Here is a 13,865-nt window from a genome sequence, read left to right on the forward strand (position 1 = left end):
TATTACTCCAATTCGTCTAAGATTTTGAATAATTTTTCTTCGGTCAGATTTTCATGGTAATCCTTACCAATCTGACACATCGGTGCACCACCGCAAGCGCCTAAACACTCAACTTTTTTGATTGAGAATTTGCCGTCAGCCGTTACTTCACCCGGTTTAACGCCAAGTTTTTCTTCTAGGCGTGCACGCAACTCTTCACCGCCACGCAGGTAGCAAGAGATCGAGTTACACCAGTTGATTGAGTGACGACCGGTCGGCTTATGGTTGTAGTTACCATAGAAAGTCGCTACTTCATAAACCGCGATAGGTGGAACACCTAGATACTCGGCAATCTCATCCATAAGATCATTGGTCAAGCTACCACCGTTGGCTTCTTGCACGATGCGTAGCGCCGGCATCGTTGCCGACTGACGTTGATCTTCCGGATAGTTGGCAATCCAAGTATCAATACGCTTTTTGATATCACCTTGAATAATATTTGTTTTGGTGCTCATCGGTCGATTTCTCCAAATACAATGTCTTGGGTACCGATAATCGATACCACATCAGCAATCATATGCCCTTTAACCATTTCATCCAGTGACGCAAGGTGAGGGAAGCCCGGTGCACGGACTTTCATTCGGTATGGCTTGTTAGCACCGTCAGATACCATATAGATACCGAACTCACCTTTCGGGTGTTCTACCGCTGCATAAGCTTCAGAAGCCGGAATACTGTAACCTTCGGTAAACAGTTTGAAGTGGTGAATCAACGCTTCCATATTCGACTTAGCGTCTTCACGTGACGGTGGAGCAACTTTATTATCAGAGCTCATTACCGGTCCGTCGTTTTCTTTCAGCCACTTAACGCACTGTTTGATGATTTTGTTCGACTCACGCATTTCAGCAATACGCACAAGGTAACGGTCATAGCAGTCACCGGTTTTACCAACCGGAATATCGAAGTCCATCTTGTCGTAAACTTCATAAGGCTGCTTCTTACGCAAATCCCATGCGATACCAGAACCACGTAGCATCGGACCGGTAAAACCTAATTGCAATGCACGCTCAGGAGAAACGATCCCGATATCAACAGTACGCTGTTTCCAGATACGGTTATCAGTCAGTAATGTTTCATACTCGTCGATATAACCAGGAAAACGCTCAGTAAACGCTTCGATGAATTCAAGCAAAGAACCTTCACGAGTTTCATTTAGCTTGTCTAGTTTTTTACCAGAATGCCAATCAGACTCTTGGTATTTAGACATCGTATCCGGAAGATCACGGTACACACCGCCTGGACGGTAGTAGGTGGCGTGCATACGTGCACCGGACACCGCTTCATAGCAGTCCATTAGGTCTTCACGTTCACGGAAGGCATAAAGGAATACGGTCATCGCACCGATATCCAGTGCGTGCGCACCTAGCCACATCAAGTGGTTTAGAACACGCGTAATTTCGTCGAACATAACGCGGATGTATTGCGCACGCTCCGGCACTTCAACGCCAAGCATCTTTTCAATCGACATCACATAAGCGTGTTCGTTAGACATCATCGATACATAGTCAAGGCGATCCATGTAACCGATAGATTGATTGTAAGGTTTGAACTCAGCCAACTTTTCAGTACCACGGTGAAGTAGACCGATATGCGGGTCAGAACGAACGACGGTTTCACCATCTAGCTCAAGAACCAAACGCAAAACTCCGTGCGCAGACGGGTGTTGAGGACCGAAGTTCAGGGTATAGTTACGAATTTCAGGCATAGTCGTTTCCTATTGAGCCTTTGCAGGTGATGTATGACGAATAACACGTGGTACGTTCACGCGGTTTTCAATTGAAACCGGCTCGTAGACAACACGGCCTTTATCAGCGTCATAACGCATTTCAACATGCCCGGTTAACGGGAAATCTTTACGCAGCGGGTGACCGACAAAACCGTAATCGGTAAGGATACGGCGCAAATCAGGATGCCCTTGGAACAAAATACCAAGTAAATCGAACGCTTCACGCTCGAACCAGTTAGCCACACTCCAGACGTCGATAACACTGTCGACAACCGGCATTTGCGTATTAACTGGGTAAACCTTAACGCGCAGACGAACATTGTTTTGAATTGAAAGCAGGTGATAGACCACCGCAAAACGGCGTTCCATCTCTAGATGCCCTTCTTCACTTTCGTCCTCGGCAAAATCGAAAACACCACGACTAAAACCACTGTTGGCAGCACCCATGGTTTCCCAGTTTGCTTTTCCGTAATCCAGATAGTCGACACCGCATAGATCGATAAGCTGTTCAAAGCCCAGCTCATCACGGCATTTTTGCAATCCGGCAAATGCTTCATCCGCCGGAAGTTCAATGGTCAACTCGTCCAAAGCAATATCAGAACTAACTAGGATATCGCCAAGTACTTCGTTAACACGAGTTTGTAAATCAAGAACTGACTGTTTCATATTTGGTCCACTTAATCCTAGCGAGCGATGGTATTGGTACGCTTGATCTTATTCTGCAGCTGGATAATACCGTACAGAAGCGCTTCCGCAGTTGGAGGACAACCAGGCACATACACATCAACCGGAACGATTCGGTCACAACCACGCACTACCGAATAAGAGTAGTGATAGTAGCCACCACCGTTGGCACATGACCCCATTGAGATAACCCAACGCGGCTCAGCCATCTGGTCATAAACCTTACGCAGTGCCGGAGCCATTTTATTAACCAAGGTTCCCGCGACAACCATGACATCGGATTGACGTGGCGACGGACGGAAGATAATCCCGAAACGGTCAAGATCATAACGTGATGCACCGGCGTGCATCATTTCTACCGCACAACACGCTAGACCAAATGTCATTGGCCATAGTGAGCCGGTACGTGCCCAGTTGATTAATTTGTCGGCTGAGGTGGTAACGACACCTTCTCTTAAAACGCCTTCTACTCCCATTCCAGCGCTCCTTTTTTCCACTCATAGATAAAGCCGATGACCAGTAGAGATAAGAATGCGGCCATCGCAAGTAAACCAAAGGTTCCCACTTCTTCCAGAACAATCGCCCAAGGGAACAGGAAAGCGATTTCCAGATCGAAAATAATAAATAGGATCGCAACCAGATAGAAACGTACATCGAACTTCATTCGCGCATCTTCAAATGCTTCAAAACCACACTCATATGGTGAGTTTTTCTCTGGATCAGGCTTTTGTGGCCCAAGTAAGTAACCTACTAAAATTGGCCCTACGCCAAATAAAATCCCCAAGGTGATGAACACCAGGACAGGAAGATAGTTTTCTAGCATTAGTTTGCAACCCCTATCTAGTCTTTTATACACGTGACTGCCGCAACAAGTGCGGCAGTTGATTTAATTATGGTGCCGATGGGCGGACTCGAACCGCCACGACTTGCGTCACCACCCCCTCAAGATGGCGTGTCTACCAATTTCACCACATCGGCTGAATCACTTTTTAGTCTGGTACGACTGGCGAATCATCCTGCTTAGACTCTTGTGAAGTTTGCGCAGGTGCTTCTTTAACAACACTCTGATACCCTTTCGCCTGCTGGCTTGCGATATAAGCCAAAGTCAAAGAGGTAATAAAGAAAAGTGTTGCCATAATTGCGGTCATACGCGACAGGAACGTTGCCGAACCGCCACTACCAAATAATGTTTGCGAAGAGCTACCACCAAAGTTAGCCCCTGCATCCGCCCCTTTACCGTGTTGCATAAGCACCAACACGATTAATAAGAAGGCGATAATAATATGAATTGTCAGAATGATGCTGAACATTATGCACTCGCTGCTTTACAGATCGCCATGAAATCATCGGCGTTTAGGGAAGCACCACCAATCAAACCACCATCGATATCTGCTTGTGCAAATAGCTCTGCTGCGTTATCCGGTTTAACACTTCCACCATATTGAATAATTACTTTTTCCGCGATAGAACGGTTTAAACGCGCCAGTTTATCACGAATAAAAGCATGAACTTCTTGAGCTTGTTCTGGAGAAGCTGTTTTTCCAGTACCAATTGCCCAAACCGGCTCGTATGCGATAACAATTTTCTCAAATGCATCGATACCAACCACCTTAATAACTGCATCAAGCTGATCTGCAATGACTTTTTCCATTACGCCTGACTCGCGTTCATCCAGTGTTTCACCCACACATAGAATCGGCGTTAGACCTGCTTCTAGAACAACTTTGGTTTTTTCTGCGATTTGCGCATCGGTTTCACCGTAAATTGCTCGACGTTCCGAGTGACCAAGAATGATATAAGCACAATTTAGGTCTTTCGCCATTTCAACAGATGTTTCACCGGTAAAAGCACCTTGCACAGGCTCTTCCGCAACATTCTGTGCGCCGACGGCAATATTGTCAGCAGACAAGTTTGCCTGAACAAAATCGATGTAAATTGCTGGTGGGCACACCGCAATATCAACGTTTTGTACTTGGTTTGCTTGTTCGTTAAGTCCTTTAACTAGACTCTCGATTGAGGCCTTTGAACCGTGCATTTTCCAGTTGCCTGCAACAAATGGCTTTCTCATCTACTAATCTCCAACACAAAAGTTCGACAATATTAGCGGTTTCTTTCATTAAAAACAATATTGCATTTTTATGAAAATTCTGATTTGACCACACTCTCTAGCTCTGTAGCGATTTTTTCTACCAAAGCAGCCTCTTCACCTTCCACCATAACGCGAATCTTTGGCTCAGTACCCGATGCACGAATCAGAACACGCCCCTTATCAGCCAGCTCACGCTCCGCTTTTTGAATCGCATCCTGCAAGATTGGATTTTCGTCCGGCTGGGCTTTTTGCGTCAAGGTAACATTACGTAAAATCTGAGGGTAAATCGTGATTTCTTTTCGAACTTCTTGCAAAGATTTTTGCTGTGAAACCAAGGCTGCTAATACCTGAAGTGCAGCAACAATTCCATCACCGGTAGAAATCTTATTTAGACAGAGTACATGCCCTGAAGGCTCCGAACCATAAAACCAACCATTCTCGACCAAAGCCTCCATGACATAACGGTCGCCGACTGAGGTACGCACAAATTCGATACCTTTCTTCTTCAACGTCTGTTCAAAACCGAGGTTACTCATAACGGTACCAACAACGCCTGCAACAGGCTTGCCAGTCATGGTCGCCAAGATGTACAAAATAATATCGCCATCCATCAATTGACCATTTTGGTCAACAAGCATGACACGGTCACCATCACCATCAAATGCAATACCCATATCAGCTCGATGTGTTGCGACAGCTTTTGCTAAAGCTTTAGTATCAGTCGCACCACATTCATGGTTAATATTCATACCATTCGGTTCAACACCAATCGTAAACACTTCTGCACCAAGTTCACGGAATACATTCGGCGCTATATGGTAGGTCGCACCGTTAGCGCAATCGATGACTAAACGCAGCCCTTTCAAATTCTTCTTGGCACGATAAGTCCCCTTACAAAATTCAATGTATCGACCTGGCGCATCATCAATACGATAGGCCTTACCCATTTTTTCCGATGAGGCAACACTAATATCTTTACCGAGTAGAGATTCAATTTGCGATTGCATTAAGTCGGAAATTTTCTTCCCGTCTTCGTTGAAGAACTTAATACCGTTATCTTCATGCGGATTATGTGAGGCGCTGATGACAATCCCCATATCACAACTAAAAGTCTGACTCAGATAAGAAATAGCTGGTGTCGGCATAGGCCCGATAAGATAAACATCAATTCCAGCGGCAATCAGCCCTGCTTCAAGTGCAGATTCGAACATATAACCGGAGATACGCGTGTCTTTTCCGATCATCACCGAACGACCGCCGTTTTGTTTCAACACCGTACCGGCCGCCCAACCAAGCTGCAACACTTTGTCCGGACTAATCATCCCCTGTCCGACGCGACCGCGAATACCGTCTGTACCAAATACTGAACCCTTAGCCATAAAACCCACCACTCTTTTATTAATCTAGATAACGCAAAGTATCTAATGCTTGTACTGTCTGCAAAACATCATGCACCCGTACCAGTTTTGCTCCTTTCTGCGAAGCAAGTACCGTTGCGGTAACACTAGGAATCAGCCTTTCCCGAATATCATCCGTACCGACAATATCCCTAAACATCCGTTTACGGGAAACACCAACCAGCATTTCACAACCTAAATCCGAGAACTGTTCGATATTTTTAAAAAGGAGCGTATTATCCTCAAAACGCTTACCAAAGCCAAATCCAAGATCAATTAATATATCTTTTTTCGCGATACCTGCTTGTTCACAAGCTTCAATTCTTTGTTCAAGGAAAGCTTTGACCTCCGCAACCACATCCTGGTAATACGGCTGATCTTGCATGGTTTTCGGAACGCCTTTTTTATGCATTACACAAACCGGTACAGCCATCTCTTTAGCCATATGCAAAGCACCTTCCGCCTGCAAAGCATTAACATCATTAATCAAACTGGCACCAGTCAACACCGCTTGACGCATGACTTCCGGTTTGTAGGTATCGATTGAAATCGGTTTTGAGCTATTCTGCGCAATCCATTCAATCGCCGGTAAAACTCTATCTAACTCTTCTTGTAAGCTAACTGCCTCAGCTCCCGGACGAGTGGACTCACCACCGACATCAAACATATCAATGCCAGCCAGCTCCATAAGCTCTACTTGGCCTTTAACCCTATCTAATGAATTAAATCGTCCACCGTCGGAAAAAGAATCAGGAGTAACATTCAAGATTCCCATTACCGCAGCCCGACCTTTTTGCTGGGTTACTGCATTAAGCCACTGCTGTAAATCAAATCGCATTCTAACTAAACCTGCCTTATTTTCTGTGTTGAGCATTATGCCTTGATTTCGAGATTTTTAAAGCTCAATACCCCAATCCTCCCGCTATTCAGACAATAAAAAACCCCGACAAGCGGGGTTCTTATTTCGGCGTTTTTCACTTAGTGAAGCTTAGGTTCACCAGAATCTTTTACCGAATCATTATCTAAGTCCTTCTTAACCATGTCATCCCCCGATTTATCAGCAACTTTTTCCGATGCATCTTCGAGACTAACTTTTGGCTCTTGTGGAGGAATATTGTCATCCGGCTCTACCCAATCCTTAGGTGCGCCAGGTTCTTCACCCGCCATAATACGATCAACCTGATCTTTATCGATAGTTTCGTACTTCATCAAGCACTCAGTCATGATTTCCAACTTATCGTTATTATCCGTTAGAATTTGACGAGCACGTTCGTAGTTACGATCGATAATATTGCGAATCTCTTCGTCTATCTTCTTCGATACTTCACCGGAAACATTAGCATTGCGCGATGTCCCCATAAAGCCACCCTTATCTTCCTCTTCATAAAGAAGCGGGCCAAGATTGTCAGACAGACCCCACTTAGTAACCATATTACGAGCAATTGCGGTCGCACGCTCAATATCGTTACTGGCACCGGTCGTTACTGCATCTTCACCGTAGATAATCTCTTCAGCAAGACGTCCACCATACAAGCTTGAAAGCTGTGATTCTAACTTTCGTTTGGAATAGCTATAGCTATCTTCTTCCGGTAAATACATGGTTACACCTAAGGCACGACCGCGCGGCATAATTGACACTTTATAAACAGGATCATGCTCAGGCACCAAGTAACCAACAATTGCGTGGCCGGCTTCATGGTATGCGGTCATACGACGCTCAGACTCTTTCATGACCATCGATTTTCGCTCGACACCCATTAAGATTTTATCTTTGGCTTTTTCAAAATGCTTCTGAGTAACCAATTTCTCGTTTTCACGCGCAGCGAAAAGCGCCGCCTCGTTGACCAAGTTAGCCAAATCAGCCCCTGAGAAACCAGGCGTACCACGTGCAATATAAGACGGTTTCACATCATCAGACAACGGAACCTTACGCATATGCACTTTTAGAATTTGTTCACGACCTTTAATATCTGGCAAACCAACCGTTACCTGACGGTCAAAACGACCAGGACGCAATAACGCAGGGTCAAGCACGTCAGCACGGTTAGTCGCCGCAATAACGATAATTCCTTCATTGCCTTCAAAACCGTCCATCTCAACCAGCATTTGGTTAAGCGTTTGCTCACGTTCGTCATTGCCGCCGCCCATACCGGCACCACGACTACGACCGACTGCATCAATTTCATCGATAAAGATAATACATGGCGAATGCGCTTTAGCTTGTTCAAACATATCACGAACACGAGACGCACCAACACCAACAAACATTTCAACAAAATCTGAACCGGAAATAGTAAAGAACGGGACTTTCGCTTCACCGGCAATTGCTTTTGCCAGCAAGGTTTTACCAGTACCGGGAGGTCCTACCATCAATACACCGCGCGGGATATTACCGCCAAGATTTTGATATTTACTCGGATCCTTTAGGAAATCGACAATTTCACCAACTTCTTGCTTGGCTTCATCTGCACCGGCAACATCATCCAACGTTACTTTATTCTGATCTTCTGTCATCATGCGCGCTTTCGACTTACCGAAAGACATTGGACCGCCTTTACCGCCAACACCGCCGCCCATAGAACGCATAAAGAAGATCCACACTGCAATCAATAGCAACATCGGGAACCATGAAATAAAGATCTGCATCAAGACACTTTGTTTTTCCGGTGGCTTAGCAGAGATCTTGACACGGTTATCCAATAAGTCACCCATTAAGCCCGGGTCACCAGGATTATAGGTTGTAAAGCTTTGACCGCTTCCGTAAATGCCACGGATGGTCTGGCCTTCGATAATAACTTGGCTAACTTGGCCTTGATGTACCTGATCAATAAAATCAGAGTAATCTAGTCGACTCGAGGCATTCTGCCCTTGAGTGCTGAAATGGTTAAAAACGGTCATCAAGATCGTGGCTACGACCACCCACACCAAGATGTTTTTTAACATGTCATTATTCTTCATTCGTGAACCTTGTTCGTTTTTCTTCTCGAAAATTTCGATGCTGTAAATTGAAATTTGAACATAATTAGGGGTTAAAAACCACTCAATGTTAATTTTTTATAAAAAAAACTTATCGCCATTTGATATTTTCAATCAACCTGATAGATTTTATTAATTTCGTAATTGGCAAAGGCGATGCAATTTCAACAAATTTTAGTGCCTGTACTTAAGGTTTTCCGCAATAAAACCTGACATAAAACTGACTATCCTAAAACCCAAAAAACCTAACGACTACTTCTTGCCACGCGCCAATAAGTAAATCTCTTTACTACGCGCCCGAGAGGCATCTGGCTTACGGGTAATGACTTTTTGATATTTATCTCGTAGGCTCTGAATTAACTCGTTATAGCCCTCTCCTTGAAAGACTTTCATTAACAAATCGCCGTTCTTTTTGAGAACTTGATCGGCTAAATCTACACAAAGCTCAACCAGATACATCGCTCTTGGAATATCAACCGCCTTATTACCGCTCATATTCGGCGCCATGTCGGACATGACCACATCTACTTCACGCCCATCCAATGACTCCAAAAGCTGGTTGTAAACATCATCTTCACGGAAATCGCCTTGGATAAAAGTGACACCGGCAAACGGTTCAACCGGCAAAATATCCAAAGCGAATACTTCACCTTTCGCACCAAGTTTATGCGTAGTCCATTGCGACCACCCACCCGGTGCGGCACCCAAATCCACAACACACATACCCGGTTTAAACAACTTGTCTTTATCATCAATCTCTTGCAGCTTATAGACCGCACGCGAACGCCAACCTTCTTGCTTAGCTTTATTCACAAAGTGATCGTCAAAATGTTCTTTTAGCCAGCCTGCACTGGATTTACTTCTCGCCATAGGGGTTTTCTACTACAATATCGTCTTATTAAAATATGTACTAATCTGGAAAATTCAATGTCAGCCAAACAAAAAAAGCCGTTAACCTCTTTAAGCACCGCCCAAACGAAATTCTTGCGTAGCATTGCACACAATATCCGTCCAATGTTAATGATTGGCGGCAATGGCCTAACCGATGGCGTAATGGCAGAACTGGAAACAACGCTAGAGCGTCACGAACTGCTAAAAATTAAAATCAGTTTTGGTGAACGTGAAGACCGCAAAGAGATTGTTGATCACATTCTAGAACAGACCGGTGCGCTGCTTGTGCAAACCATCGGTAAAACTTGCGTCATTTTCCGTCAACGAGAAGAAGATTCGGAATTCAACGACATGCCACGCAAATAAATTCATCCCATAACCAAATCATTCAAAATCTGAAAGCCCGATTAATCGGGCTTTTTTGTGCCTGAATAAGCGACTTAAATTTTATCTAAACCACGAGCCAAATCACGTTTAATATCATCAATCGACTCCAGACCGACGGAAATACGCAACAAGTTATCGGTAATTCCCGCTTTAATACGATCTTCTGGTGCAACACGGCAATGCGTCGTGGTTGCCGGATGGGTGATAATGGTTTTAGTATCCCCCAAGTTAGCGGTAATCGACAACATCTTGGTATTATCGACCACAGTCCACGCATCATCTTTAGTACCTTTAATTCGGAACGACAGCAGGCCTCCGGCAGCCGATTGCTGCTTTTTGCCCAATTCATACTGCGGATGAGATTCCAGCCCTGGATAGAAAACCACATCGACTTTCGGATGCGCTTCCAACCATTCAGCCAGATTCTGTGCATTTTCACAGTGAGCGCGCATACGTACCGACAAGGTTTCCAAACCTTTGATAAAAATCCAAGCATTAAACGGGCTCATACTCGGCCCGCACGTTCGCATAAAGCCTCGAACCTCTTCACCCACCAATTGTTGATTGCCTAACACTGCACCACCAATTGCACGACCCTGCCCATCCAAAAACTTAGTCGCAGAGTGGATAACAATGTCGGCACCCTGCTGCAAAGGACGCTGCAAAATCGGCGTACAGAAACAGTTGTCGACAATCAACAGACAATCATTGGCTTTTGACAAAGCACTCAGTTTTTCCAAATCTGCTATCTCTGTCATAGGGTTAGACGGAGTTTCTAAGAAAAAGGCTTTGGTATTTTCCTTAATCGAGGCTTCCCATTCAGTAATATCCGTCTGCGACACAAAAGTCACTTCCACACCGAATTTCGCCAAATATTTGCTGAACAACATCTTAGTCGTGCCGAAAATACTTTGTGACGAGATGACATGGTCACCCGCCTTACACAAGGCCATAAAGGTCGATAAGATTGCAGCCATACCCGAAGCTGTACCAACGCAAGCTTCCGCGCCTTCCATCAAAGCCAAACGCTGTTCAAAAGTTCGAACCGTCGGATTGGTATAGCGCGAATAAACATTACCGGCTTCTTCACCGCTAAAGCGGGCCGCCGCCTGCGCTGCTGATTTATAACGGAAGCTAGAAGTAGGAAAAATCGCTTCCGAATTCTCTTGTTCCGGAGTCTGTTCGTAGCCGGCACGAACGGCTAAAGTTTGAATATCGTATTCTTCATCAAATGGATTAAACATCACTTTCTCTTTTTGACTGAAAAGCCGCCAAGGGCTTGACCCTAAGCGGCTTAATAAACGGATTCGCAAATTAAGTTGAAAGTAACTTAACTACCGTTATGAATACCAACCGATTCTTGACCGATCTTCTGCTTAGCAGACTGCGCATCGTCATTACGAGATGCATCTAGAGAGGCCAGATATTCAGGGGTAATATCACCGGTCGCATAGATACCGCTAAAACATGAGGTATCGAATTTATTAACGTTATCCGAACCGGCACTAACCGCATCAATTAGATCATCTAAATCTTGATAAATCAGCTTATCACAGCCAATGATTTCTGCGACTTCTTCAGTAGTACGACTGCTAGCAACTAATTCAGATGGCGACGGCATATCAATACCGTAAACATAAGGATAACGAACCGCAGGCGAAGCGGATACAAAATACACTTTCTTCGCTCCAGCTTCGCGAGCCATCTGCACAATCTGACCGGAAGTGGTTCCACGTACAATTGAGTCATCGACCAATAATACATTTTTACCTTCAAACTCCAAATCAATCGGGTTCAGTTTTTGACGTACCGATTTCTTACGCAGCTGCTGACCTGGCATAATGAAAGTACGCCCGATATAACGGTTTTTGATAAAACCTTCACGATATGGACGACCTAATTTATTTGCCAGCTCAATTGCCGAAGTACGGCTGGTATCTGGAATCGGCATTACCACGTCGATATCGTGATCCGGCCAGTCACGCAGAATTTTATCTGCTAATTTTTCACCCATACGCAGGCGAGATTTATAAACCGAGATATCGTCAATCATCGAGTCAGGACGTGCGAAGTAAACATATTCGAAAATACATGGTGAGCTTACTGGATTCTCAGCGCACTGCTCAAAATTGATTTCGCCGGAATCGGTAATCACAACCGCTTCACCCGGCGCTAAATCTTTAATCAAAGTAAAACCAAGGCCATCCAGAGCAACCGATTCCGACGCAACCATATAATCGGTTCCAGCCGCGGTTTCACGCTTACCAACCACACATGGACGCAGGCCGAACGGGTCACGGAAAGCAAATACACCAATGGTTGAAATCAGACCAACCGCTGCATAGCCTCCGCGCACACGTTTATGGACTTTACGGATTGCATTGAAAACGTCATTGGAGTCAATTTCTAACTTACCTTGCTCTTTCAACTCATGCGCAAAAATATTAAGCAGCACTTCCGAATCGGAATTGGTATTCAAATGACGCAAATCGGTACGGTAAATCTCTTCCGCCAGCTCATGCGCATTGGTCAAGTTGCCGTTATGCCCCATAACAATCCCGTAAGGAGAGTTAACATAAAACGGTTGAGCTTCGGCACTTGACGAAGAACCTGCCGTTGGATAACGAACATGACCGATACCGGTAGTCCCTAGAAGGTCACGCATGTGTCGAGTACGGAATACATCCTTAACCAAGCCGTTATCCTTGCGTTGATAAAAACGCCCGTTGTCGCAGGTCACAATCCCCGCTGCATCTTGTCCTCGATGTTGCAAGATGGTCAGTGCATCGTAAATCTCCTGATTTACTGAATTTTCACCAACCGAAACAATGCCAACAATTCCGCACATGTGTGAACTCTCTCTTAGATTGAAGATTAATTTTGGGACTTAAGGTCAATACTTTGCACGTATGAACCCTTAAGGCGAAGTATTTTATCTAAATTCTGCTTAGCTTTTTGCGCTTTGTCATAAGAATCGTACATTTCCGTTCTAAGGCTGAACAGCAGATAAGTTTTTCCGCCCTGTGTTTTCGGAAAACTCTTGTATACCAATTGATAGCCTGCCTTTTTTGCTTTAGCAACGGCCGCATCTAAAAGACGCTTATCCTCAAAGGTTGCCAGCTTAGCAATATAAGCTTTATCCGTGCTTGTCTTGCGCTTTACTGTTGTCACCGACTGAGCGGTTTGCTCTTTACTTTGCGGCGCTGACTGAACTTTAGCTATCTGTTTTTCGGCCGCTGCTTGCTGTGCAATTCGCTCACGCTCTAAACGCACTTGGCGATCACGCTCTTCTTGCTCTTTTTTCAGTTTTGCCGCATGCGCCGCCTTTGCTTGCTCTTCAGCAATAACTTCAGGCGGCTTAACCAAAGGCTTTATAACCACCGTTTGGTGATGATTCGCTTGCTCCAATTTCGGCTGTTGTTGATAAGCCGGATCGGAATACCAACTCGGCACAAACCACAACAACAATAAAATCCAAACCAAGGCACCAACCAGCCGGTTTTTCACCACATCGTCATCGCCGCTTAAAATACTTAATAACGTCGGTTCGTTTGCAGATTTAGCATGCGCTTCGACAGGAGTCATTTCCGAGTTTGGCTCTTCTTGCCTCGAAGGCTGATTAGTTGTGTCCGATAGCGGCGAAGTCAATGACACCATTCCTTATCACAATTGAAAG

15 protein-coding genes and 1 tRNA gene are annotated in these 13,865 nt (G+C 44.9%); 1 reads left to right on the forward strand and 15 read right to left on the reverse strand.

The features are described 5' to 3' along the window. Positions 1-2 precede the first annotated feature (2 nt). The 12 genes from nuoE to rlmE form a co-directional block, all read right to left on the reverse strand. Positions 3-494, reverse strand: coding sequence for an NADH-quinone oxidoreductase subunit NuoE (nuoE, locus tag J3998_RS07460; RefSeq protein WP_208149421.1), 492 nt, complete (start codon positions 492-494; stop codon positions 3-5). After that, on the reverse strand, positions 491-1,744 hold the full coding sequence (locus J3998_RS07465) for an NADH-quinone oxidoreductase subunit D (RefSeq protein ID WP_208149422.1): 1,254 nt from the start codon (positions 1,742-1,744) through the stop codon (positions 491-493). Before J3998_RS07465 ends, nuoE begins: the two co-directional genes overlap by 4 nt. A 9-nt stretch (positions 1,745-1,753) precedes the next feature. Next, positions 1,754-2,431 carry an NADH-quinone oxidoreductase subunit C gene (locus tag J3998_RS07470; protein WP_208149425.1) on the reverse strand — a complete coding sequence of 226 codons (678 nt, stop codon included), beginning with the start codon at positions 2,429-2,431 and terminating at the stop codon, positions 1,754-1,756. A gap of 17 nt (positions 2,432-2,448) precedes the next feature. Further along, the gene (locus tag J3998_RS07475; RefSeq protein ID WP_173272909.1) at positions 2,449-2,925 is read right to left on the reverse strand and encodes a NuoB/complex I 20 kDa subunit family protein; all 477 of its coding nucleotides are present in this window, start codon (positions 2,923-2,925) and stop codon (positions 2,449-2,451) included. Next, entirely contained in the window at positions 2,916-3,272 is a 357-nt protein-coding gene (locus J3998_RS07480; RefSeq protein ID WP_208149427.1) for an NADH-quinone oxidoreductase subunit A, read from the reverse strand. Before J3998_RS07480 ends, J3998_RS07475 begins: the two co-directional genes overlap by 10 nt. A gap of 70 nt (positions 3,273-3,342) precedes the next feature. Continuing rightward, positions 3,343-3,427: transfer RNA gene (locus tag J3998_RS07485), tRNA-Leu, on the reverse strand. A gap of 11 nt (positions 3,428-3,438) precedes the next feature. Further along, the gene (gene secG / locus J3998_RS07490; RefSeq protein ID WP_208149429.1) at positions 3,439-3,759 is read right to left on the reverse strand and encodes a preprotein translocase subunit SecG; all 321 of its coding nucleotides are present in this window, start codon (positions 3,757-3,759) and stop codon (positions 3,439-3,441) included. Further along, complete coding sequence (gene tpiA, locus J3998_RS07495; RefSeq protein WP_208149430.1) at positions 3,759-4,517, reverse strand: triose-phosphate isomerase; 759 nt, start codon at positions 4,515-4,517, stop codon at positions 3,759-3,761. Before tpiA ends, secG begins: the two co-directional genes overlap by 1 nt. A 68-nt stretch (positions 4,518-4,585) precedes the next feature. Next, the gene (gene glmM / locus J3998_RS07500; protein ID WP_208149431.1) at positions 4,586-5,917 is read right to left on the reverse strand and encodes a phosphoglucosamine mutase; all 1,332 of its coding nucleotides are present in this window, start codon (positions 5,915-5,917) and stop codon (positions 4,586-4,588) included. Positions 5,918-5,936: 19 nt separating this feature from the next. Further along, complete coding sequence (folP, locus tag J3998_RS07505) at positions 5,937-6,773, reverse strand: dihydropteroate synthase (RefSeq protein ID WP_243750654.1); 837 nt, start codon at positions 6,771-6,773, stop codon at positions 5,937-5,939. A gap of 140 nt (positions 6,774-6,913) precedes the next feature. Continuing rightward, positions 6,914-8,878, reverse strand: a complete 1,965-nt coding sequence (gene ftsH / locus J3998_RS07510; RefSeq protein ID WP_208149572.1) for an ATP-dependent zinc metalloprotease FtsH — start codon at positions 8,876-8,878, stop codon at positions 6,914-6,916. Between the two features lie 285 nt (positions 8,879-9,163). Then, entirely contained in the window at positions 9,164-9,781 is a 618-nt protein-coding gene (gene rlmE, locus J3998_RS07515; RefSeq protein WP_208149433.1) for a 23S rRNA (uridine(2552)-2'-O)-methyltransferase RlmE, read from the reverse strand. A gap of 57 nt (positions 9,782-9,838) precedes the next feature. Between rlmE and yhbY the strand changes: the two genes are divergently transcribed. After that, positions 9,839-10,168, forward strand: coding sequence for a ribosome assembly RNA-binding protein YhbY (yhbY, locus tag J3998_RS07520; RefSeq protein ID WP_208149443.1), 330 nt, complete (start codon positions 9,839-9,841; stop codon positions 10,166-10,168). 74 nt (positions 10,169-10,242) lie between these two features. Here the strand turns inward: yhbY and J3998_RS07525 are convergent, their stop codons facing one another. From J3998_RS07525 to J3998_RS07535, 3 genes are all read right to left on the reverse strand, one after another. Then, positions 10,243-11,433 carry an O-succinylhomoserine sulfhydrylase gene (locus tag J3998_RS07525; protein ID WP_208149445.1) on the reverse strand — a complete coding sequence of 397 codons (1,191 nt, stop codon included), beginning with the start codon at positions 11,431-11,433 and terminating at the stop codon, positions 10,243-10,245. An 86-nt stretch (positions 11,434-11,519) separates the two neighbouring features. Then, the gene (purF, locus tag J3998_RS07530) at positions 11,520-13,037 is read right to left on the reverse strand and encodes an amidophosphoribosyltransferase (protein WP_208149447.1); all 1,518 of its coding nucleotides are present in this window, start codon (positions 13,035-13,037) and stop codon (positions 11,520-11,522) included. A gap of 26 nt (positions 13,038-13,063) precedes the next feature. Beyond that, positions 13,064-13,837: a hypothetical protein gene (locus J3998_RS07535; protein WP_208149449.1), complete on the reverse strand. Its 774-nt coding sequence runs from the start codon at positions 13,835-13,837 to the stop codon at positions 13,064-13,066. Between the last annotated feature and the right edge of the window lie 28 nt (positions 13,838-13,865).

The organism is Thiomicrorhabdus marina, from assembly GCF_017571465.1.
GTDB classification, from domain to species: Bacteria; Pseudomonadota; Gammaproteobacteria; order Thiomicrospirales; family Thiomicrospiraceae; genus Thiomicrorhabdus; species Thiomicrorhabdus marina.

Excerpts from the sequence above, each read along its gene's own strand:
- J3998_RS07465 (WP_208149422.1), bottom strand. The coding sequence starts at position 1,744 with ATGCCTGAAATTCGTAACTATACCCTGAACTTCGGTCCTCAACACCCG.
- J3998_RS07480 (WP_208149427.1), bottom strand. The coding sequence starts at position 3,272 with ATGCTAGAAAACTATCTTCCTGTCCTGGTGTTCATCACCTTGGGGATT.
- purF (WP_208149447.1), bottom strand. The coding sequence starts at position 13,037 with ATGTGCGGAATTGTTGGCATTGTTTCGGTTGGTGAAAATTCAGTAAAT.
- ftsH (WP_208149572.1), bottom strand. The coding sequence starts at position 8,878 with ATGTTAAAAAACATCTTGGTGTGGGTGGTCGTAGCCACGATCTTGATG.
- secG (WP_208149429.1), bottom strand. The coding sequence starts at position 3,759 with ATGTTCAGCATCATTCTGACAATTCATATTATTATCGCCTTCTTATTA.
- folP (WP_243750654.1), bottom strand. The coding sequence starts at position 6,773 with ATGCGATTTGATTTACAGCAGTGGCTTAATGCAGTAACCCAGCAAAAA.
- rlmE (WP_208149433.1), bottom strand. The coding sequence starts at position 9,781 with ATGGCGAGAAGTAAATCCAGTGCAGGCTGGCTAAAAGAACATTTTGAC.
- J3998_RS07475 (WP_173272909.1), bottom strand. The coding sequence starts at position 2,925 with ATGGGAGTAGAAGGCGTTTTAAGAGAAGGTGTCGTTACCACCTCAGCC.
- nuoE (WP_208149421.1), bottom strand. The coding sequence starts at position 494 with ATGAGCACCAAAACAAATATTATTCAAGGTGATATCAAAAAGCGTATT.
- tpiA (WP_208149430.1), bottom strand. The coding sequence starts at position 4,517 with ATGAGAAAGCCATTTGTTGCAGGCAACTGGAAAATGCACGGTTCAAAG.
- J3998_RS07470 (WP_208149425.1), bottom strand. The coding sequence starts at position 2,431 with ATGAAACAGTCAGTTCTTGATTTACAAACTCGTGTTAACGAAGTACTT.
- glmM (WP_208149431.1), bottom strand. The coding sequence starts at position 5,917 with ATGGCTAAGGGTTCAGTATTTGGTACAGACGGTATTCGCGGTCGCGTC.
- yhbY (WP_208149443.1), top strand. The coding sequence starts at position 9,839 with ATGTCAGCCAAACAAAAAAAGCCGTTAACCTCTTTAAGCACCGCCCAA.
- J3998_RS07525 (WP_208149445.1), bottom strand. The coding sequence starts at position 11,433 with ATGTTTAATCCATTTGATGAAGAATACGATATTCAAACTTTAGCCGTT.